The sequence below is a fragment of the Micromonospora sp. NPDC005205 genome, from assembly GCF_040608275.1.
Taxonomy (GTDB): domain Bacteria; phylum Actinomycetota; class Actinomycetes; order Mycobacteriales; family Micromonosporaceae; genus Micromonospora.
In genome coordinates this window covers 94,206-115,513 of record NZ_JBEXHV010000010.1, presented here as the reverse complement: position 1 = coordinate 115,513, position 21,308 = coordinate 94,206, and the positions used below count along the sequence as shown (strand labels likewise).

The following is a 21,308-nucleotide window of genomic DNA, read 5'->3' as shown; positions in this document are numbered from 1 at the left end:
GTTGTCACTCAGTTCGTCACCCACCAGGCCGGCGACCCCTCGCTTGGAAGTTCTGGGCGCGTCGTCCGCTGGGCCTCGCCGCCGTCCTGGCTCAAGTGTTACTGCAAGGCGAGATAGCGCCCGAACGCTTCCTGCCCGTCAGGGATGAAGCCGATGAGCTGGATTCGAGCGGGTAGCCCTGGACCGCTTGCGCCATCCCGTACGCCGTCGACGCGCACGCCTGTGGAGCTGGCCGGTGCCCGGGGCGCCCTGACAAGCGGGCCTTGACGCTCGTACGGACGCTGGCGCCTCGGGCGGTGTCGGCTCGGCTTCGCCCGGATCGACGGTGGACGGGATGGCACCCCACCCCAGCCATGCAACGCCCCGGCGGCGCGCGCCCAGGCGGCGGCGTGAGCGGCCCGTTCAGGGCCGCCTTGGAGACGTGGAAGGTTGGGACCACTTCGCCGGCTGGCCGTTGTCCTACTTCGCTTGATGCGTTACGCGGTGGCCCACTTGGTGGGTGACATTTGCGGATGGCTGGTGGGAGAGACGAGGACGAGTCAGGAAGTGGATGGGCGCCGCTAACGCTCTTCTCCCGATGCCATCTGGCGCGCTGCCTCCTGGTAGTACGACACCAGCTGCGGCAGTGGTACCGCCTTCCGGGAGGCTGAGGACAGATCCTTCCCCTCCTCTGACCACGGCGGCGGCCATGCGCTGATCCCCTGGTCGGCGGCGAGCGCATCGACGTCCGCTTTCCACCCAGGCCACCGCAGAGTGTCATAGAACTGAGTCAGCGAACCAGCGAGGACCGCATACAGCCAGTCGGCGTACCCCTGGCCGAGGTCCAGCCACTCAAGATCATCTGGACCGAAGTAATGGACGGTCGGCGTACCGCCGGGCTGTGCCGGCACCCACACGAACTGGCCGCCCATGACGTCGTAACCGACGACGATCCAGGGACCAGTGGGGTCCGACTCCGTTGCTACGTCCGGCAGCCCATCGTGACCGCTACCGAGGACGCGTAGCCAACCGTGGTCTACCAGCAGCCCTCCTGTGTTGGCGACAATCGCACCAAGCCACGAACGAGTCGTGATCCCCAGCGTCGCCAGGCAGGCTTCCGCAGAAGCAGGATCGGCAGGAAGCACGTCAACCGGGTATGGGGCCACCGCCACCGCCGCAGACACCTCGGTCCATGCTGACTGCTCCACGGCCGTAGCTTGCCTGAAGACAGGCAAGATCGTCTAGACGGACATGTCGCGGATCAAGTGACAGCGATGCGTGACGCATCGGTGGAGCCCGACATCGCCGGCATCTCCTGCCGACAGCGAGGACCGCATGCGCCAGGCCATTGACGCGGCCCTCGGTGAGGACCAGGCCGCCGAGGACGTTCCGGAAGCCCTCGACGGCCTGAAGACGGCATGATCATGGTTCAGCGACCCTCGGGAATGCCGCAATCGCAGGTCAGCGACCCCTGCGCCCGCTACTTGGCGTTGAAGTAGTTGGCCTCCGGGTGGTGGACGACAATCGCGTCGGTGGCCTGCTCCGGCATGAGCTGGAACTCCTCGGACAGCTCGACCCCGATCCGGTCCGCGCCGAGCAGATCCATGATCTTCGCCCGGTCTTCCAGGTCGGGGCAGGCCGGGTAGCCGAACGCGTACCGGCAGCCCCGGTAGTCGTTGTGCAGGATGCCGGCCAGGTCCGCCGGGTCGTCGTGCCCCAGCGGGCGGCCGTCGGGCAGGGTCATCTCGGCGCGGATGCGCTGGTGCCAGTATTCGGCAAGAGCCTCGGTGAGCTGCACAGAGAGACCGTGCACCTCCAGGTAGTCGCGGTACTCGTTGCGGGCGAACAGCTTCGCCGCGTACTCGCTGACCGGCTGGCCGACGGTGACCAGTTGCAACGCGACCACATCGAGCTGGTCGCCCTGGGGCCTGAAGAAGTCCGCCAGGCAGAGCCGCCGCTCCTGCCGCTGCCGCGGGAAGGAGAACCGGGCGCGCTCCGCGTGCCCGTTCTCGTCGAGCACCACCAGGTCATTGCCCTCGGAGTACGCGGGGAAGTAGCCGTACACCACGGCTGCCTCAAGGACCTGGTCGGCGATCAGCCGGTCCAGCCAGTACCGCAGACGCGGCCGGCCCTCGGTCTCGACCAGCTCCTCGTAGGAGGGTCCGCTGCCACCCCGGGCGCCGCGCAACCCCCACTGCCCGGAGAAGGTGGCCCGCTCGTCGAGCAGCGCCGCGTAGTCGGCCATCGGCACGCCCTTGACGACGCGGGTGCCGAAGAACGGCGGGGTGGGCACCGACACGTCGGCGGCCACGTCGGAGCGGACCGAGGAGTCGTGCAGCTCCGGCAGCGACGTGGTGACCATGGAGCGCTGCCGTTCCCGGCGCGCCCGCCGGGCCGCGAGAGCCGCCTCCCGCTCCGGGTCGATCACCGGGGCGCCGCCGCGCTTGGCCGTCATCACCCGGTCCATCAGGGACAGACCCTCGAACGCGTCCCGCGCGTAGTGCACCTGCCCGGGGAACGTCGACCGCAGGTCGTCCTCGACGTACGCGCGGGTCAGCGCCGCACCACCCAGCAGGACCGGCCAGCGTTCCGCGACCCCGCGCGTGGCCATCTCGGCCAGGTTCTCCTTCATGATGACAGTGCTCTTGACCAGCAGCCCAGACATGCCGATCGCGTCGGCGCGGTGCTGCTCTGCGGCGTCCAGGATGGCGCTGATCGGCTGCTTGATGCCGATGTTCACCACCTCGTAGCCGTTGTTGGACAGGATGATGTCGACCAGGTTCTTGCCAATGTCGTGCACGTCGCCGCGCACTGTGGCGAGCACGATGCGGCCCTTGCCGCCGTCCTCGATGGTCTCCATGTGCGGTTCGAGGTAGGCCACCGCGGTCTTCATCACCTCGGCGGACTGGAGCACGAACGGCAGCTGCATCTGGCCGGAGCCGAACAGCTCACCGACCACCTTCATGCCGTCCAGCAGGATGTCGTTGATGATCGACAGTGGGGACCGGCCGCCGGCCATCGCCTCGTCCAGGTCGGCCTCCAGGCCGTTGCGCTCACCGTCGATGATCCGCCGCTTGAGCCGCTCGTCGAGCGGCAACGCCGCCAACTCCTGCGCCCGGCTGGCCCGGGCGCTCGTCACGTCAACACCCTCGAAGAGTTCGAGGAAGCGCTGCAACGGGTCGTACCCCTCGCGGCGTCGGTCGTAGACCATGTCCAGCGCGACCTCGCGCTGCTCGTCGGGGATCTTCGACATCGGCAAGATCTTGCTGGCGTGCACGATCGCGGAGGTCAGGCCGGCCTGCACGCACTCGTGCAGGAACACCGAGTTGAGCACCTGCCGGGCCGCCGGGTTGAGCCCGAACGAGATGTTCGAGATGCCGAGGGTGAAGTTGACACCGGGGTAGCGGCGAGAGATCTCCCGGATCGCCTCGATCGTCTCGATGCCGTCGCGGCGGGTCTCCTCCTGCCCGGTGGCGATCGGGAAGGTCAGTGTGTCGATCAGGATGTCGGACAGGTCCATCCCCCATCGGCCGATCAGGTCGTCGATGGTGCGCGAGGCGATGCGGACCTTGTCCGCTGCGGTGCGCGCCTGCCCTTCCTCGTCGATGCACATCACCACCACTGCGGCACCGTGCTCCCGGATCACCGGCATCACCCGCCCGTAGCGGGACTCCGGGCCGTCGCCGTCCTCGAAGTTCACCGAGTTGACCACGCAGCGGCCGCCGAGCATCTCCAAGCCGGCCTCGATGACGTTCGGCTCGGTGGAGTCCAACATGATCGGCAGGGTGGACGCGGTGGCGAACCGACCGGCCAGCTCCCGCATGTCCTGCGTGCCGTCGCGGCCGACGTAGTCCACACACAGGTCGAGCAGGTGCGAGCCGTCCCGTGCCTGACTGCGGGCGATCTCCACACAGGCCCGCCAGTCGCCGGCGAGCATCGCCTCCCGGAACGCCTTCGAGCCGTTGGCGTTGGTCCGCTCCCCCACCATCAGCACCGACGCGTCCTGGGCGAACGGCACCGGGTGGTAGACCGAGGAGACGCCCGCCTCGTGCCGCGGCTCCCGGGCCGGGGCGGTGACGCCGTGCAGCCGCTCGGCCAGCACCCGGATGTGCTCCGGGGTGGTGCCGCAGCAGCCCCCGATCAGCCCCACGCCGTACTCGTTGATGAACCGCTCCAGGGCCTCGGCCAGCTCCACGGGAGTCAGCGGGAAGTACGCCCCGTCGGCGGTCAGCACCGGCAGGCCGGCGTTCGGCATCACCGACAGCGGGATGCGGGAGTGCTGCGACAGGTAGCGCAGGTGCTCGCTCATCTCGGCCGGGCCGGTGGAGCAGTTGAGCCCGATCAGGTCCACGCCGAGCGGCTCGATCGCGGCGAGGGCCGCCCCGATCTCGCTGCCGACCAGCATGGTGCCGGTGGTCTCCACCGCCACGTGGCAGATGATCGGCACCGTCTGGCCCAGCTCGGCCATCGCCCGCTTCGACCCGACCACCGCCGCCTTGACCTGGAGCAGGTCCTGACAGGTCTCGATGATCAGCGCGTCCGCGCCGCCGACGATCAGACCCGCGGCGTTCTCCTGGTAGGCGTCGCGCAGGGTCGAGTAGGCGGCGTGCCCGAGGGTGGGCAGCTTGGTGCCCGGCCCGATCGAGCCGAGCACGAAACGGGGCCGCTCCGGGGTGCTGGCCGCGTCGGCGGCCTCCCGGGCGATCCGGGCTCCCGCCTCGGACAACTCGCGGATGCGGTGCGGGATGTCGTACTCGGCGAGGTTGGCGAGGTTGGCCCCGAAGGTGTTGGTCTCCACGCAGTCTGCGCCGACGGCCAGGTAGGCGTCGTGCACCCCGCGCACCACGTCCGGGCGGGTGACGTTGAGGATCTCGTTGCACCCCTCGAGCCCGTCGAAGTCGTCGAGCGTGAGGTCCGCGGCCTGAAGCATCGTGCCCATCGCGCCGTCGGCGATGAGAATGCGATCAGCCAGCACATCCATCAATGAAGTCCGCACCCGTTCAGGTTAGTGCGATTCCGCCGGACTCCACGACCATCCACGTGCTATCCCCTATTGTGTCACGGGGATCACGCTGTCTGGTTCGTTCGGGTATGACCTGCTGCCGGAGCGGCTGACCGGCGCGGCCGACGGGCCGCACCCTCGCCCTGCACGTAGGCTGGCGGACGTGAAGGACAACAGGGACGCCACCGTGCCACACGGTATGACGACCGGGCGCGGTCCCGGCGCCAGCCGCGACGAGCAGGGTGAGGTGACGGCGTGACCGAGTTCGACGGACTGCCGGTGCTGCGGTCCCCGGTGGCGATCGCCGCGTTCGAGGGCTGGAATGACGCCGCCGACGCGTCCACCGCCGCGGTCGAGCACCTGGAGCAGGTCTGGAACGCCCGGCAGATCGCCGAGCTGGATCCGGAGGACTTCTACGACTTCCAGGTCAGCCGGCCCACCATCACCATGGCCGACGGGGAGACCCGGCGGGTGGAGTGGCCGACGACCCGGTTCATGGTGGCCAGCCCGGAGGGCACCGACCGTGACGTGGTGCTGATCCGCGGCATCGAGCCGAGCATGCGCTGGCGGACGTTCTGCGAGCAGGTGCTGGAGATCTGCCACAGCCTGGAGGTGGAACGGGTGGTGCTGCTCGGCGCGTTGCTGGCCGACGTGCCGTACACCCGGCCGCTACCGATCAGCGGCAGCGCCTCCGACGCGCAGGCCGCCGAGCGCTACCAGCTCACCCCCACCCGGTACGACGGGCCGACCGGCATCGTCGGCGTGCTGCACGACGCCTGCACCCGCGCCGAGGTGGACGCCGTCTCGTTCTGGGTGCACGTGCCGCACTACGCCAACAACCCGCCCTGCCCGAAGGCCACCCTCGCCCTGCTGCACCGGGTCGAGGAGGTCGTCGACCTGCCGGTGCCGATGGCCGACCTGGCCGAGGAGTCCGCCGAGTGGGAGCAGCGGGTACGCAGCGCCGCCGAGCAGGACGCCGAGCTGGGCGAGTACGTCCGCGAGCTCGAAGAGCGGGTCGGCGACGAGGGGATCACCCCGTTGACCGGTGACGAGATCGCCCAGGAGTTCGAGAAGTACCTGCGCCGCCGGGGCGGTTCGGCCGGCCCCACCGCCGGCTCCTGGTAGCACCGTTTTCGCTGCGGGCCTTCGGACCTTTTGTGGTCCGAAGGCCCGTTTTCGCGTGTCCGGGGTGGCGCCGTCACACCCCCTAGGGCATCCTAGGAACCTAGATGTGATCAAGGAGGCGGGTGTGCAGATCAATCCCGGGGCCGCCGAGTTCCCGCACCGACAGATCGCCGCGCAGCTCAAGGTCCAGGTCCGGCGCGGGGACTGGGGGCCGGGCGAGCGGCTGCCGTCCATCCCGGCCATCGCCGAAATGTTCGGCGTCGCCAAGCAGACCGTGCAACGCGCCGTCGACCAACTGCGGGTCGAGGGCATCCTGATCACCAAACCCGGCTCCGGTACGTACGTCCGGGGCACCCGCCGCCGCCTCAACCGCCTCTCCCGAGGCCGGTACGGCGGCTTCCGCGGCTACCACACCGACCTGGCCGCCCGATACCGTCAACAGCTCGTCTCCGTGGGGCACGCCCCCGCCCCCGCCGAGGTGGCCGACGCCTTCGGCGTCTCCGACGGCACCAACCTGCTCTGCCGGCGGCACCTCGTCCGCACCGACGACTCCCCCGTCGAGGTGGGCGCCTCCTGGTTCCTGCCCCGCGACACCGCCGGAACCTCGCTGGAGCGCACCGAGGCGTTCGGCCGGCCGCTCTACCAGGAGGCCGAGGAAGCAACCGGACGGCGGTACGTCTCGGCCACCGACACGATCAGCGCCCGCCAGCCGAGCCGGGAGGAGGCCGAGACCCTCCAGATCCGGCCGGACACCCCGGTGCTGCATTTGCTGCACGTCGCGTACGACGCGCACCGCAAGCCGATCGAGGTGTCCCAGGCGACCTGGCCCGGCCCGATGACCACGCTCACCGAGGAGTACAAGATCCCCGGCCCAACCCCCGACCCGGAACCCGACCCCGGCCTGGTCCTGGGCTAGCCAGCACCGCCCCGCCCTGCCCTGCCCGGGCCCCGCCCCAGCCCCGGCCCTGCCGGCCCGCCCCAGCCCCGGCCCTGCCGGCCCGCCCCAGCCCCGGCCCTGCCGGCCCGGCCCTGCCGGCCCGTCCCGGCCGGCCCGGCCCGGCGATCTTGCGCTTACGGTTGCACTTTTGCCCGTTCTGCACTTTTTGCTGGGACAGAAACTGCAAGATCGGCGCGATGGTCGCGCCTGGGCGACCCCTGAGAGCTCACCCGTTGTCGAAACTCATCGCCGTCGTTGCATCTATACACTCGGTATATATACTGCGGGTATATCGATGGTCGGGCGGCCTGGTTCCGGCGTCGAGCAACCCAGGGGAGGATCAATGCCAACCGTGAAACCTGTTGGTGCACGGGGGATCACGCGCCGTGGCCTTGTTGGAGCCGCGCTGGCGGTCGGGGCCGGCGTACCGCTGGGCATCGCTGGCCGCGCCACGGCGGCAACCGCCGATGCGGGCCCGGCCCGGCTCACTCTCCCCCGGCCGACCGGGCCGTACCGCGTGGGTGTGGTGCCGCTGCATCTGGTCGACCGGTCGCGGCCGGAACCGCTGGCCGGGCCGGGGCGGTATCGGGAACTGATGGTCAGCGTCTGGTACCCCGCCCGGAACGAGCGGCGCTACCCGCGCTCCCCGTGGATGACGGCCGCCTCGATGCGCGTGCTGCTGGAATCCGCAGGCTTCGACCCCCACGCCGCGCTGGCGCCGTTGACGGCCGGGCACGAGGGCGCCCCGGTGCGGCACCCGGGCCGGCGGTTGCCGGTGGTGCTGTACTCACACGGCGCCGGCAGCCACCGTTCGGACACCACCATCGTGGTGCAGGAACTCGCCAGCCACGGGTACGCGGTGGTCACTGTGGACCACACGTACGACGGGTTCAGCGAATTCCCCGACGGCAGGGTCACCGTCCAGGAGGAAGACGTCGATTCCACCCCGTGGACCTACACCAGCGACGTCCGATTCGTCCTCGATCAGATCTTCGACCTCGCCGCCGGGGGCAACCCCGACGTCGACCACGCGCCACTGCCGACCGGGCTGGGTGCCGCCCTCGACCTGAGTCGGATCGGCATGTTCGGCTGGTCGAAGGGTGGCACCGCGACGGCCCTGACCATGGGCACCGACCGACGGGTCCGGGCGGGGCTGAGCCTGGACGCCCCGATGGTGTCGCAGCCGATGCCCACCACCGACCTGTACCGGCCGTTCATGCTGATGACGGCGGAGTACACCCGGGCCGCGGAGCCCGCCGTCGCCGAGTTCTTCAGGCACCTACGGGGATGGCGACTCAACGTCCAGGCCGCCGAAGCGATCCACTCGTCCTACGGCGACAACCAGTGGCTCGTGCCGCAACTGGCGAAGCTCATCGGCATGAGCGACGAGGAACTCGTGCGTTGGGTCGGCACGCTCGACCCCGCCCGCGCGGTCCGCATCGGGCAGGCGTACCCGCTGGCGTTCTTCGACCTGCACCTGCGGCACCGGGGCGGCCACCTCCTGAACGGCCCGAGCCGGTCCTTCCCCGAGGTGGCGTTCATTCCGTGACCCGGCCGACAGAGCCTCTGCCGATCATGGAGTTGTGGTGCCTCGCGTAAGGGGCACAGCACCGCTTATCGCCCACCACAACTCCATGATCGACGCGAGCGGGGCGGGGCCCGGCTTGCGAGGGGACTAGAGGCGGATGCCCAGGAGGGCGTCGACAGTGGTCGCGAAGAGAGCCGGGGCCTCCGGGTCGTCGGTGGCGCCGGCGAGGGTCGCCTCGGCCCAGCGGTCGGCTGCGGCCAGCGCTCCGGGGGTGTCCAGGTCGTCGGCCAGGCGTGCGCGTACCTCGGCCAGCAGCTCGGCCCCGGACGGCCCGGCGGGCGCGGCGGCGGCCCGCCGCCAACGGTCCAGGCGCTCGTGGGCGGCGGTGAGCAGGTCGTCGGTCCAGGTGCGGTCGCTGCGGTAGTGCCCGGAGATCAACGCCAGCCGGATCGCCATCGGGTCGACCTTGTCGGCGCGCAGCCGGGACACGAAGACCAGGTTGCCGCGGGACTTGGACATCTTCTCGCCGTTCAGACCGATCATGCCGGCGTGGACGTAGTGCTCGGCGAACGGCGCCTGGCCGGTGAGCCGCTCGGCGTGCGCGGCGGACGCCTCGTGGTGCGGGAACAGCAGGTCGTTGCCGCCGCCCTGCACGTCGATCCGGTCGCCGAGCAGGTTGAGCGCGATCACCGCGCACTCGATGTGCCAGCCGGGGCGGCCCGGGCCCAGCTCGCCGCCCGGCCAGGACGGCTCGCCCTCGCGGGCGCCGCGCCACAGCAGCGGGTCCAGTGGGTCCCGCTTGCCGGCCCGGTCGGGGTCGCCGCCGCGCTCGGGGAAGATCTCCAGCATCTGCTCGCGGGTCAGGTTCGACTCGTAGCCGAAGCGGGGCGTGGCGGAGATGTCGAAGTAGACGTCGCCCGTGCCGTCGTCGAGCCGGTACGCGGCACCGTCCTTGAGCAGCACCTCGACCTTGTCGGCGATGTCCGGGATCGACTCGACGGCACCCACGTAGTGCGCCGGCGGGATGATCCGCAGCGCCTCCATGTCCTCCCGGAACAGCGCCGTCTCGCGCATCGCCAGGACCACCCAGTCCTCGCCGTCGCGGGCGGCCCGTTCCAGCAGCGGGTCGTCGATGTCGGTGACGTTCTGCACGTAGCGCACCGGGCGGCCGGCGTCACGCCACATCCGCTGCACCAGGTCGAACGTGATCATGGTGGCGGCATGGCCGAGGTGGGTGGCGTCGTACGGGGTGATGCCGCAGACGTACATGCTGCCCGCGTCGGCCGGCTCGCTCGGGTGGACGCCCTGCCGCGCCGAGTCGTACAACGCCAGTGGCTCGCCCCTGCCCGGCAGCCGTGGCACCTCGTGTCCCGCCCAAGACTCCATGGGATCAGCCTAGCCAGCCCGCCGGCAACGCCGGAGCGCCCCACGGGTGATCAAGATGACAGCGGGTCACATGGGCGGCCAGGGCATCGCCGGCCAGTCCTCCGGAGGCTGCGGGAAGCAGCCGGTCTCGCGCAGCCGGTCGACCCGGGCGGCCACCTCGGCCACCTCGCTGATCGTCAGATGGTCGGCCAACTCCGCGCCCAGCGCACCGGCGACCTGGCCGGCCAGCGCGTCGAGCATCTCCACGGCGTCCGCGGGCAGGCGCTTACCGGCCCAACCCCAGAGCACCGTGCGCAGCTTGTCCTCCACGTGGAAGCTCACCCCGTGGTCCACGCCGTAGATCCGGTCGTCGGCACCGACGAGCACGTGACCGCCCTTACGGTCGGCGTTGTTGAGCACCGCGTCGAGCACCGCGAGCCGGGCCAGCCGCGGGTCGTCGGCGTGGGCGAGGGCGTACGCGGCGCCGTCGTCGTCCCGGGCCGCGGCGATCGGGATCCAGCGTGGCGGCAACTCCCCGGCGGGCAGGAAACCGACGAGCGGTTCGGCGTCCTCCGGCTCGTCGATCCACAGCTGGCAGGAGCCGGGGCCGAACGGGCCGTCGCGCAGGACGGTGGGCGGCACCAGGTCCCATCCGGTGGCTCGGGAGACCAGGTACGCCGAGACCTCCCGACCGGCCAGGGTGCCGTCGGGGAAGTCCCAGAGGGGCCGCTCGCCACGGACCGGCTTGTAGACGCACCGGGCGGTGACCCCCTCCAGGGTCAGGATGCCGCGCAGCGTCGTGTTCGACGCGTCGACCAGCCGACCTTCCAGGTCGAGCACGCCGTCACGCAGCAGCCGCAGCGCGGCGTCGCCGTCCTGGCGAGGCTGGAGGCCGGACGAGGTCACCGGTGATAACCGTTGTGCCGCGGGCAGAGGTGCCCGGCGGGGTCCAACGGTTGGCCGCAGAGCGGGCACGGCGGCCGGCCCGCGTTGACCACTCGCCGGGCCCGCTCGATGAACTGGCGGGTCGCCTGCGGGGTGAGCCGGACCCGGAGCCGGTCCAGGTCCTCGTCCGGCTCTTCGTCCTCGTCGTCGTCTTCGTCCTCGTCGTCCTCGTCGCCCAGCTCGACCTCGGGCTCCACCTCACCCGCGGCGATCGCCTCGATCACCACGGTCGCGGTGTCCACGTCGAAGGCCAGCCCGAGGGTCCCGACCCGGAACTCCTCGTCGACCGGGGTGTCCAGCGGCTCGTTGTCGCCGATCACTGGTGCCAGCTCGGGCAGGTCCACCCCGAAGCGACGCTGCGCCTCGGTGAGCAGCTCCTCCAGCTTCTCGGCGAGCAAGGTCACCTGGACCTTCTCCAGCGCGACGCTGACCAGCCTGCCGCCGCCGCGGGCCTGCAGGAAGAACGTGCGCTCCCCCGGCGGCCCGACAGTCCCGGCGACGAACCGCTCCGGCGGTTCGAAGGCGTGCACCTGGTGGGTCATACCCCCGACCCTATCCGGCCCGCCTTGGCATCGCGCACCCCACCGACGTGAATCGCCGCAGCGGCGGCGCGCCCGGCGTACGAGGGGCTAAACCCGGGCGTGGCGGCCTTTCTGACGTGCGCCGCTCCGGTCGGGGGCGGTGTCGTGACGTAACTCACCGCGACCCGCCCGCCCCACCGCCGACGGCCGCGTCCGAGTCGGCGACGCGGTTCGCGCGCCGACGCCGCTTGGCTGGCGGCGGCACCAGCGCCGCCAGGTCGCCGCCGGTGTCGTTGAGTCGCACCAGAAACGGACGCAGCGGCGTGAACCGGATCGCCGTCACCGACGCCGGGTCGGCCACGATCCGCTGAAAGGCATCCAGGTGTACGCCGAGCGCGTCCGCCACGATGGCCTTGATCACATCGCCGTGGCTGCACGCCAACCAGACCGCCTCGGGCCCGTGCTCGGCGGTGACCCGCGCGTCCCAGGAACGCACCGCCGCGACGGCACGGGCCGCCATCGCCGCCATCGCCTCGCCACCCGGGAAGACCGCGGCGCTGGGGTGCTGCTGGACCACCGGCCAGAGCGGCTCCTTGGCGAGCTTCTTCAGCGGCTGCCCCTCCCAGCTGCCGTAGTCGCACTCGATCAGCCCGTCCTCGACCACCGGGGTGGCCTGCGGAAGCGCCAACTCCAGGGTCTGCCGGCAGCGGATGAGCGGGCTGGTCACCACGGCGGCCAGCGGCACCGGCCGCAGCCGCTCGCCGACCGCGGCGGCCTGGGCGCGCCCGGTGTCGTCCAACTCGACCGGCTGGCGGCCGGCCAGGCCGCCATCGGCGTTCGCCGTGGTACGGCCGTGTCGCAGAAGCAGAAGGGTCGCCACGGGACCACCCTATGACCTGGCCCCCGGGCCGGGCCGTCGCGGGCGGCGACCTGACGACTGCGGCCCTCGTCCCCACCCGCGGGCGGAGACGAGGGCCGTCGGCAGACCGGTCAGGTGGCGTCGATCGTGCCGGTCAGCAGCAGGGCCAGGACCAGGGTGCCCAGCGCGACCCGGTACAGCACGAAGACGTACAGGGTGTGGTGGGCGACATAGCGCAGCAGCCAGGCGATGGCCGCGTAGCCGATGCCGAACGCGATCAGGGTGGCCACGATCGTCTGGGCCACGGTGGGCACGGACGTGCCCGGGGCGGACGGTTCGAAGACGTCCCCGAGGCTGAACACGCCGGACATCACCACCGCCGGGATGGCCAGCAGGAACGAGTAGCGTGCCGCCGCCTCCCGGGTCAGGTTGAGCAGCAGGCCGGCGGTGAGCGTGCCGCCGGACCGGGACACACCGGGGACCAGCGCCATCGCCTGGGCGAAGCCCATCACGATGCCGTCCTTCATCCGGAAGTTCTGCAGGGTGCGGGTCTGCCGCCCCCAGTACTCCGCGAACGCCAACACGAACGCGAACACGATCAGCGTGGTCGCCACCACCCACAGGTTGCGCCCGGCCGTCTTGATCTGGTCCTTGAACAGGAAACCGAAGAGCCCGATCGGGATCGAGCCGACGATCACGTACCAGCCCATCCGGTAGTCGAGGCTGGAGCGGACCGACTTGTCCCTGATGCCCACCAGCCAGGTGCGGGTGATCCGCCAGATGTCCTTGGCGAAGTAGATCAGCACTGCCGCTTCGGTGCCGAGCTGGGTGACCGCTGTGAACGACGCGCCGGCGTCACGGTCGAAGAAGATCGCCGAGGTGATCCGCAGATGCCCCGACGAGCTGACCGGAAGGAACTCGGTCAGTCCCTGGACGATGCCCAGGACGATGGCCTCGACCCAGGTCACTCGCCGACTCCCGAGAGGTCGAGAGCCTCGGCGACGGTACGCAGAGTCTGCACACCGCTGTCCCGGTCGGCCACGAAGAGGGTCACCGACAGCGTGGTGACCCCGGCGGCAGCGTACTCCCGCATCCGTTCGGCGATGCGCTCCTTCGGACCGAGCAGCGAGGTGCGGTCGATGAATTCCATGGGCACTGCGGCGGCAGCGTCACGCTGCCGCTTGGCCAGGTACAGGTCCTGCACCTCGCGGGCGGCGTCGCCGTAGCCCATCCGGGTGGCGAGCTGATTGTAGAAGTTCTGCTGCCGGCTGCCCATACCGCCCACGTAGAGCGCGGCGTACCAGCGGACGAGTTCGGCGCAGGAGGCCACGTCGTCGCCGATCACTACGGGCACCGACGGCACCACGTCGAACCCGGCCAGCTCCTTGCCGACCTTGGCCCGCCCGGCGCGCACCGAGGCGAGCTGCTCCTCAGCGAACTCCGGAGCGTAGAACACGGCCAGCCAGCCGTCGGCGATCTCGCCGGCCAGCTCCAGGTTCTTCGGGCCGACCGCCGCCAGGTAGATCGGAATGTGCTCGCGCGGTGGGTGGAAGCCCAGCCGCAGGGCCTTGCCCGGGCCGTCCGGCAGCGGCAGCGTGTAGTGCTCGCCGTCGTACGCCACCTCCTTACGGGCGATGGCCAGCTTGACGATGTCGACGAACTCGCGGGTCCGGGCCAGCGGCTTGGCGAAGCGCACACCGTGCCACCCCTCGGAGACCTGCGGGCCGGAGACGCCCAGGCCGAGGCGGAACCGGCCGCCGGAGAGCGCGTCGATAGTGGCGGCGGTCATGGCGGTGGCCGCCGGCGTACGGGCGGGAATCTGCATCACCGCTGCGCCGACGTCGATCCGTTCGGTCTGGCCGGCCATCCAGGCGAGCATGCTGGGCGAGTCGGAGCCGTAGGCCTCCGCCGCCCACACCACCGAATAACCCAGCCGGTCGGCCTCCTGGGCCAACGCCAGGTGGTCGGCCGGTGTGCTCCACGCCGTCTGGTATCCGAGACTGAGCCCGAGTCGCACTGGTCCTCCCCCATCCGTGGCACAGGTCGCACCAGGTTACGCAATGCCGATAACTGACTCGATCACCGGCTCGACACCTTTGATCCCCCCTCCATCACGGCAGCCCTGGACGGCGGAACCGGCAGAACCGGCAGAGATACGGGAGCGAGGATATCTCTGACGGCAGGTTCGAAATAAGGTTCACCCATGCAACAGCGACCGCTCGGCCGAAGCGGGCTGGCGGTTTCCCGGCTCGCGCTCGGCACCATGACCTGGGGCCGGGACACCGACGCCGACGATGCGGCCGCCCAGCTGAAGAGTTACCTGGACGCGGGCGGCAACCTGATCGACACCGCCGACGTGTACGGCGACGGCGACGCCGAGTCGGTGATCGGCTCGCTGCTGGGCTCCCTCGTCCCCCGCGAGGATCTGCTGATCGCCACCAAGGCGGGGTTGCGTCCCGGCAGTGGCCGACGCCGGGACGGCTCCCGGGGGCACCTGCTACGCACGTTGGACGCGTCGCTGCGCCGGCTCGGCACCGACCACGTCGACCTGTTCCAGGTGCACGGCTACGACCCGGACACCCCCCTCGAAGAGACCCTGGCCGCCCTGGATCACGCGGTGGCCAGCGGCAAGGTCCGCTACGTCGGGGTGTCGAACTTCTCCGGCTGGCAGACCGCACGGGCCGCCGCCTGGCAGACCGCCTGGCCGGGGCGGGCACCGGTGGTCGCGTCCCAGGTGGAGTATTCGCTGCTGGAGCGGGGCGTGGAGCGGGAGGTGCTGCCCGCGTGCGACGCGCTCGGCCTCGGCGTACTGCCCTGGTCGCCGCTGGGCCGGGGCGTGCTCACCGGCAAGTACCGGCACGGCCGTCCGGCCGACTCCCGGGCCGCGTCGCCGCACTTCGAGCGGTTCGTCTCGACCTACCTGGAGCCGCGCTGCTCCAGCATCGTGGAGGCGGTGGCGACCGCGGCCGGTGGGCTGGGGGTGTCGCCGCTGGAGGTGGCGTTGGCCTGGATCCGGGACCGGCCGGGCGTGACCGCGCCGATCCTCGGCGCGCGCACGGTCGGGCAGTTGCTCGGCGCGCTCGCAGTGGAGCGGATCACCCTGCCCGAGGAGATCACCACCGCGCTGGACGACGTCTCCGCGGTGCCGGTCGGCTACCCCGAACGCGACGGCTGAGCGGGCGGCCGCGCCAGGGCCGGCCCCGCGCGCCGGGTCAGGGCTGACCCCTGGGTCGGGGTCACGGCTCGTCCCCGCCGGCCGGGTCACGTTTGAGGGCGCTGCCCGGGGAGATCGTGGATCGCGGTCAGGAAGCGCGACTGGTCGTCGCGGAGCGCGGGCTGGGTGAGCCGGATCCAGGAGCCGTCGTTGAAGACGATCGTGGACGTCAGCTGCACGAGCCCGGTCGCGCCGCGCTCCGAGTCGACCCGGGCCACCCGGTCGCGTCGCATACTCCACAGCACCCGCGGCTGCCGTCGGTCGGGCCGGTCGGCGTCCGGGCGGGGGCCCATCCGCAGCAGGTGCAGGTGGGTGTCGGTCACCGCCAGCGGGGTGCCGCTGTAGCGCTCCAGGAAGAGCAGCAGGCTGCCGGCGAGGGTGGCGAGGTCGCCGCTGAAGACGTACCGGCGGCGATGGGCGATCTCGGCGAGCTGCTCGGCCAGCGGCCGGTACTGGCTCAGTCGGAACAACGCCCGGAACGCCTCCTGCTCCTCGGTGAGCGGGATGGGATCCCGCTGCACCCGCTGCTGTGGTGGGGCCGGCTCCGGTTCGGCTGCCTCCGGCACACCGGCGGCGATGGCGCCGGCCTTGCCCGGCAGCAGCAGCACGCCCGCGGCCAGCCGGACCGGCGTCAGCACCGCGTCCACCCAGACCACCGGGTTGACGATGTTGAGTAGCCCGAACAGCACCTTCGGATCGAGCGAGTCGACGAACTCATCGGCCATCACATCGGCGAGCTGCCGACCGGCCTTGTGGGTCTGCGGGGCGCGAACCGGGCCGAGCCCCACATAGCGCAGCTCCTGCCCGGGCAGCAGTGGCGCGACGAGAGCGCGTTCGGGTTCGTCGCTGGTGCGGAACTCGTCGCGCAGCACACGGGTCTTGTCCCGGGCGGCCCGCGCGCCGCCGAGCACCGCATCGGTGAACCGACCGAGCCGGCCACGCTCCCCTGACGTCACGCGTTCCTCCTAGCGGCCCGCCGGCTGACCCGCCGGCGGCTGCCCCAAGACATTCTGGTCGATCCAGCCCGCCCCGCCCCGTCTGGTCGATCTGGACGGGCCTGGCCAGCCCGTCGATCATGGAGTTGTGGTGCCCGATTGAGCTTAATAACGAGCTTTTTGTTACCCACCACAACTCCATGATCGACGGGAGTCTGCGGGAAGACGCGCGCGGCGGGGTGGGGTTTGGGGGTCCAGCGCTCGATCTTGCAGTTTCTGTTGCCGCTATGGTGCGACTTGACTGTTTTGCCGACACAGGAAGTGCAAGATCGACGCGGGTAGGGGGTTGGGCGGGCGTGGGGCGGTGGGGCGGCGTTGTTGGTCACCCTGGAGGGGGTGGCAAACGGCCGCTGGGCTGGGCAGCATGGAGGGCATGGACTACGAGTACGCGCCACTGCGGCTGCCGCCGAACGTCGACCGGTTGACCGCAGCGGCGCAGTTGGCGATCCAGGCGGAGTTCTCCGGATGGGAGTTGGCCCGGGTGCGGCTGTACCGGGACGGCACGCGGCAGGTGGTGCTACGTCGGCGGCGGGTCAACCAGCCGCAGCCGGGTCTGTCGTACTGACGACCGGGCGGTGCCGCCCGAGGCCGGAGTCGGCCCCGGGCGACACCCGGCCTAGTGCTGGTGCCCGGCGTGGTCGTGGTCGTCGTCGAGCTCCAGGAACGGGTGCTCGTCGAGCCGACCGACCAGCCGGTCGTCGGCAGCCGGCTGGAACGGGCCGACCGCGTCGTCGTCGTCGAACGACTCCAGGTCGACCGGGGTGCCCACCTCGCTGACCATGACCACCCCGTCGAGTGGCTCCAACTCGGGGACGTCCAACGCGCCGAGCGAGCCGTCACCACTCTGCAGCAGCTCCAGCACCGCCTCGCCGACGCCTTCCACCGGCGCCGGCTCGTCGTCCTCCGGGGTGCCCTCGCGGCGGGCCGCCTCGGCCACCCGCAGCAGCGCGGCGACGCTCGGCACCCGGTAGTCGCGACGCTGACGCACCGAGATCACCCGGGGGTGCGGGTCGCTGGCCTCGGCACCCTCGCCGCCGCCGAAACGCTCGTCCGCCTCGTCCGGGTCGATCGAGTCGACATCCCACGGCGTCACCTCGCCGAAGGCGTCGAGCAGTCGCTCGTCGTACGCGAAGGAGGCGTTGTTCAACGCCACGTACGCCTGCCAGACGTCGTCGTCGTCGACGCGGCCCTGCGCGGCGCGTACGGCGGCCAGGTGGTGGCGGGCCGCTTCGATCACCCGCTCGAGAGCGGCGTCCAGCTCACCATGCTGGTCGGTCATGTGGGGCAGTCCCTTCACGATGGGGAGGTTGCGCGCCGGCGGCCACCGCCGGACACGACTAGCAGGTGCGGAGGAACCGGTCGAGAACCCGCACGCCGAACTGTAGTCCGTCGACCGGAACGCGCTCGTCGATGCCGTGGAACAACGCGGAGAAGTTCAGGTCGGCGGGCAGTTGGAGCGGGGCGAACCCGAAGCAGCGGATGCCGAGCTGCGAGAACGCCTTGGCGTCGGTGCCCCCGGAGAGCATGTACGGGACGGGCCGCGCCCCCGGGTCCTCCGCGCGCAGGGCCGCCGACATGGCCTCGACCAGGTCACCGTCGAAGGTGGTCTCCAGCGCCGGCTGCCGCTGGATGTACTCGATCGCGATGTCCGGGCCGACCAGCTCGCGCAGTTGCCGCTCCAGCAGCTCGGACTGGCCGGGGAGGCTGCGGCAGTCGATGGTGGCGGTGGCCCGGCCGGGGATGACGTTGTCCTTGTATCCGGCGCTCAACCGGGTCGGGTTGGCGGTGTTGCGGATGGTCGCGCCGATGATGTTGGCGATGGGGCCGAGCTTGGCGATGGCCGTCTCCGGGTCGTCCGGGTCCAGCTCGATGCCGAGCAGGTCGGAGACCTCGGTGAGGAAGGCTCGCACGGTGTCGGTGACGACCACCGGGAAGCGGTGCCGGCCGATCCGGGCGACCGCCTCGGCGAGCGCGGTGACCGCGTTGTCGTCGTGCATCATCGAGCCGTGCCCGGGGCGGCCCTTGGCGTGCAGCCGCAGCCAGTCGATGCCCTTCTCGGCGGTCTCGATGAGGTAGAGCCGCTGACTGTCGTTGACCGAGTAGGAGAAGCCGCCGACCTCGCCGATCGCCTCGGTGCAGCCGTCGAAGAGGCCCCGGTGGTTGTCCACCAGGAAGTGCGCGCCGTACTCGCCGCCGGCCTCCTCGTCGGCGGTGTAGGCCAGCACGATGTCGCGCGGCGGGCGTACGCCGGTGCGCTGCCAGTGCCGCACCACGGCGAGCACCATCGCGTCGAAGTCCTTCATGTCGATGGCGCCCCGGCCCCAGAGGTAGCCGTCGCGAAGCTCGCCGGAGAACGGGCCCACCGACCACTCGTCGGCGTCGGCGGGCACCACGTCCAGGTGGCCGTGCACCAGCAGCGCGCCCCGGCTCGGGTCGGTGCCCGGGATGCGGGCCACCACGTTCGCCCGGCCCGGCACGGACTCGTGCACGACGGACTCCACGCCCACCTCGGCGAGCTTCTCCGCCACGTACTCGGCCGCGCGGCGCTCGCCGGCGCTGGTGTCGTTGTCACCGGTGTTGGTGGTGTCGATGCGCAGCAGGTCGCGGCAGAGGTCCACGACCTCTGCGGTGGGGTCGGGCAGGGCGGAGGCGGCGTCGCTCGTCATCGCCTCTTCATACCAGCCCGGGCCGCTCGACAGGCCGGCGCGGGTGGACGCATCGACGGGTCGGTTTCGCGCCGGCCGTGTTCGGGTACTGCCGCCCACGACCGAACGTCCCTGCCGGAGCTTCCGCCCGCCAGTCGAGGAGGGCACCATGTCCGCTGTTCCCCTGCCGCCGCTGCCGCCCGCGCCCGCACCCGAGGAGGGCTACCGACCCGCCGGTCGTAGCATCGCCGACATCGTCGACGGGGAGCACCGGCAACTGCTGGCGCTGCTGGACCAGCTCTCCGGCCCGGACACCACGCCGCAGGAGGGGTTGGCGGTGCTCACCGCCGCGCTGTCGCGGCACCTGTCCGCCGAGGAGCAGTACCTGCTGCCGGCGGTCCGCGCGGCGCTGCCGGCGGCCACCGAGCGGGTCGATGCGGAGATCAGCGCCGACGCGGCCCTGCTGAGCGCCCTGAAGGGGCTGACGGAGGAGGCGCTGACCGAGGTCGCCGAGCGGGTCCGCCGGCATGTGGAGGGCGTGGGCGCGCTGGTCACCGAGCTGCGCGCCGTCGCTACCGAGGAGGAGCTGATCCGGCTGGGCAACCGGTTGGAGATCGCCGAGGAGGCCGCGCCGACCCGACCGCACCCGGGCACGCCGGCCACCCCTCCGTGGAACCGGATCGTGGAGCCGGCGGTCGGGGTCGTGGACAAGGTCCTCGACGCGGTGACCCGGCGGCCGACCTACCTGGCGGACCTGCCGGAGCCGCCGCGCGACCGGTGACCGGCAACCGCCGGCAGTGCATTCATTATCACCGATCCGCTCAGGCTATTCCGCCAGCAGACGCCTAGTCCTACCGTCACCCTATGAACCTGGAGCTGCGTCACCTGCGGGTGGTCTGCGCGATCGCGGAGACGGGAAGTGTGACGAAGGCGGCCTCGGCGCTCGGCCTGGCCCAGCCGGCGCTCACCGCCCAGCTCCAACGCATCGAACGGACGCTGGGCGGCCCGCTGTTCGATCGGGACCGGCGCGGGGCTCGACCCACAGCGCTCGGTGAGTTGGTGCTGGCCCGCGCCCGGGTGCTGCTGCCGGCGATGAAGGGGTTGCAGGACGAGGCCGCCCGGCTGGCCGGGGCGGGAGACACGCCGCCGTGCTACCGGTTCGGCGGAGTGAACAGCCCGATCCTGGGTCGGCTGGTGCACCGGTTGGCGGCCGAGCAGCCGCCCGCCCAGATCACCACGTACGCGTCCTGGTCGGTGGACGAGTTGGCGCAGTTGGTGGCCGGCGGTCGGCTGGACTTCGCGCTGGCCGGCGTGTGCGGCGACGCCAGTCCGTCGGCCGGGTTCGGGTTGAGCTGGCAGGAGGTGGCCGTCGACCCGGTGCTGGTGCTGCTGCCGGAGACCCATCCCCTCGCGGAACAGGAGGAGGTCCGCCTGGCCGACCTGCGCCACGAGCAGTGGGTCGCCGCGCCGGGTGACGGCTGCTTCGCCGACTGCTTCGCCGCCGCCTGCGCCCGCGCCGGCTTCACCCCCCGCAAGGTGTACGAGACCGACATCCGCGGCTGCGTCGACCTGGTGGAGGCCGGCGTGGCGGTGGCCCTGTGCCAGGCGACGTTCCGTCCGGTGAGTGGTCTGGTCACCCGTCAACTCGCCGGGACGCCGCTGCGCTGGCGACTGCTGCTCGGCTGGCATCCGGACTCCCCCGCTGCCCAGGGCGCGGAGCTGGTGCTGGAAACGGCGAAGGCGGCGTACGTCGACTCGTTGACGCCGCACCCGGCGTACCTGGCCTGGCTGCCCCGCAACCCGGGGTTCGGCGTCCGGCACCCCACCGGGGTACGGCCGGGCTGAGCTGCCGGTATTCCGGGCCGCTGGCGGTGCGAACCGCCGTGGGCCGGGTATCTGGCGGACATGACCGACCTCTACCCGCCCGCCGACGACCGCGAACTGCTGCGCCAGGCGGCTGCCGCGCACACCGCCGCCACCCGTGCGGTGGAGGCGTTCCTGCGCCGCCTGCCGACGGTGCCCGACCCGGCCGACGTGACCGAGTACGCGAATCTGCTCACCCGGGAGGACCAGACCCGGGGCGACCGGGACGCCGCAGCCGACGCGGCGGGTCTGACCATCGCCAGCCTGGAGCCCGACCAGGGCCAGTAGCGCGCCGCGACGGTGCCGTCCCGGGTTCGGGACGGCACCGTC

At 71.4% G+C, this 21,308-nt stretch carries 19 protein-coding genes; 8 read left to right on the top strand and 11 right to left on the bottom strand.

All coding sequences use genetic code 11. The features are described from left to right. Positions 1-560: 560 nt before the first annotated feature. Positions 561-1,187, bottom strand: a complete 627-nt coding sequence (locus ABZU43_RS19590) for a DUF2625 family protein (RefSeq protein WP_355007911.1) — start codon at positions 1,185-1,187, stop codon at positions 561-563. A 272-nt stretch (positions 1,188-1,459) separates the two neighbouring features. Next, a complete protein-coding gene (metH, locus tag ABZU43_RS19585; protein ID WP_355007910.1) occupies positions 1,460-4,975 on the bottom strand; it encodes a methionine synthase in 3,516 nt (1,171 codons plus the stop codon). A 261-nt stretch (positions 4,976-5,236) separates the two neighbouring features. Between metH and ABZU43_RS19580 the strand changes: the two genes are divergently transcribed. From ABZU43_RS19580 to ABZU43_RS19570, 3 genes are all read left to right on the top strand, one after another. Next, the gene (locus ABZU43_RS19580) at positions 5,237-6,106 is read left to right on the top strand and encodes a PAC2 family protein (RefSeq protein ID WP_030332815.1); all 870 of its coding nucleotides are present in this window, start codon (positions 5,237-5,239) and stop codon (positions 6,104-6,106) included. Positions 6,107-6,230: 124 nt separating this feature from the next. After that, positions 6,231-7,022 (top strand): GntR family transcriptional regulator, encoded by a 792-nt coding sequence (locus ABZU43_RS19575; RefSeq protein WP_355007909.1) that lies wholly within the window; start codon positions 6,231-6,233, stop codon positions 7,020-7,022. Between the two features lie 364 nt (positions 7,023-7,386). Next, a complete protein-coding gene (locus ABZU43_RS19570; RefSeq protein WP_355007908.1) occupies positions 7,387-8,592 on the top strand; it encodes an acetylhydrolase in 1,206 nt (401 codons plus the stop codon). Between the two features lie 126 nt (positions 8,593-8,718). Here the strand turns inward: ABZU43_RS19570 and mshC are convergent, their stop codons facing one another. The 6 genes from mshC to ABZU43_RS19540 form a co-directional block, all read right to left on the bottom strand. Continuing rightward, positions 8,719-9,957, bottom strand: a complete 1,239-nt coding sequence (gene mshC / locus ABZU43_RS19565; protein WP_355007907.1) for a cysteine--1-D-myo-inosityl 2-amino-2-deoxy-alpha-D-glucopyranoside ligase — start codon at positions 9,955-9,957, stop codon at positions 8,719-8,721. A gap of 66 nt (positions 9,958-10,023) precedes the next feature. Further along, positions 10,024-10,842, bottom strand: a complete 819-nt coding sequence (locus ABZU43_RS19560; RefSeq protein ID WP_355007906.1) for an SCO1664 family protein — start codon at positions 10,840-10,842, stop codon at positions 10,024-10,026. Beyond that, positions 10,839-11,423, bottom strand: a complete 585-nt coding sequence (locus ABZU43_RS19555; RefSeq protein ID WP_355007905.1) for a DUF3090 domain-containing protein — start codon at positions 11,421-11,423, stop codon at positions 10,839-10,841. The genes ABZU43_RS19560 and ABZU43_RS19555 overlap by 4 nt, the downstream gene beginning before the upstream one ends. Before the next feature lie 154 nt (positions 11,424-11,577). Further along, positions 11,578-12,282: an MSMEG_4193 family putative phosphomutase gene (locus ABZU43_RS19550; protein ID WP_355007904.1), complete on the bottom strand. Its 705-nt coding sequence runs from the start codon at positions 12,280-12,282 to the stop codon at positions 11,578-11,580. Between the two features lie 110 nt (positions 12,283-12,392). Further along, positions 12,393-13,229 (bottom strand): undecaprenyl-diphosphate phosphatase, encoded by an 837-nt coding sequence (locus ABZU43_RS19545; RefSeq protein ID WP_355007903.1) that lies wholly within the window; start codon positions 13,227-13,229, stop codon positions 12,393-12,395. After that, entirely contained in the window at positions 13,226-14,278 is a 1,053-nt protein-coding gene (locus tag ABZU43_RS19540; protein WP_030332780.1) for an LLM class F420-dependent oxidoreductase, read from the bottom strand. The genes ABZU43_RS19545 and ABZU43_RS19540 overlap by 4 nt, the downstream gene beginning before the upstream one ends. A 186-nt stretch (positions 14,279-14,464) precedes the next feature. Here ABZU43_RS19540 and ABZU43_RS19535 point away from each other — a divergent pair, with 186 nt between their 5' ends. Further along, positions 14,465-15,436, top strand: a complete 972-nt coding sequence (locus ABZU43_RS19535; protein ID WP_091408467.1) for an aldo/keto reductase — start codon at positions 14,465-14,467, stop codon at positions 15,434-15,436. Between the two features lie 86 nt (positions 15,437-15,522). On the opposite strand, the gene ABZU43_RS19530 is transcribed toward ABZU43_RS19535, so the two are convergent. Next, a complete protein-coding gene (locus ABZU43_RS19530) occupies positions 15,523-16,431 on the bottom strand; it encodes a hypothetical protein (protein ID WP_355007902.1) in 909 nt (302 codons plus the stop codon). A gap of 412 nt (positions 16,432-16,843) precedes the next feature. Here ABZU43_RS19530 and ABZU43_RS19525 point away from each other — a divergent pair, with 412 nt between their 5' ends. Beyond that, positions 16,844-17,035, top strand: a complete 192-nt coding sequence (locus ABZU43_RS19525) for a DUF5703 family protein (protein ID WP_013734349.1) — start codon at positions 16,844-16,846, stop codon at positions 17,033-17,035. Between the two features lie 51 nt (positions 17,036-17,086). Here the strand turns inward: ABZU43_RS19525 and ABZU43_RS19520 are convergent, their stop codons facing one another. After that, entirely contained in the window at positions 17,087-17,749 is a 663-nt protein-coding gene (locus ABZU43_RS19520) for a hypothetical protein (RefSeq protein ID WP_091408864.1), read from the bottom strand. A gap of 58 nt (positions 17,750-17,807) precedes the next feature. Continuing rightward, complete coding sequence (locus tag ABZU43_RS19515) at positions 17,808-19,136, bottom strand: M20/M25/M40 family metallo-hydrolase (protein WP_355007901.1); 1,329 nt, start codon at positions 19,134-19,136, stop codon at positions 17,808-17,810. A gap of 148 nt (positions 19,137-19,284) precedes the next feature. Here ABZU43_RS19515 and ABZU43_RS19510 point away from each other — a divergent pair, with 148 nt between their 5' ends. From ABZU43_RS19510 to ABZU43_RS19500, 3 genes are all read left to right on the top strand, one after another. Continuing rightward, complete coding sequence (locus ABZU43_RS19510; RefSeq protein WP_355007900.1) at positions 19,285-19,896, top strand: hemerythrin domain-containing protein; 612 nt, start codon at positions 19,285-19,287, stop codon at positions 19,894-19,896. An 83-nt stretch (positions 19,897-19,979) separates the two neighbouring features. Then, positions 19,980-20,960 (top strand): LysR family transcriptional regulator, encoded by a 981-nt coding sequence (locus ABZU43_RS19505; protein ID WP_355007899.1) that lies wholly within the window; start codon positions 19,980-19,982, stop codon positions 20,958-20,960. Between the two features lie 60 nt (positions 20,961-21,020). Then, positions 21,021-21,266: a hypothetical protein gene (locus ABZU43_RS19500; RefSeq protein ID WP_210818733.1), complete on the top strand. Its 246-nt coding sequence runs from the start codon at positions 21,021-21,023 to the stop codon at positions 21,264-21,266. The last annotated feature ends 42 nt before the right edge of the window (positions 21,267-21,308 follow it).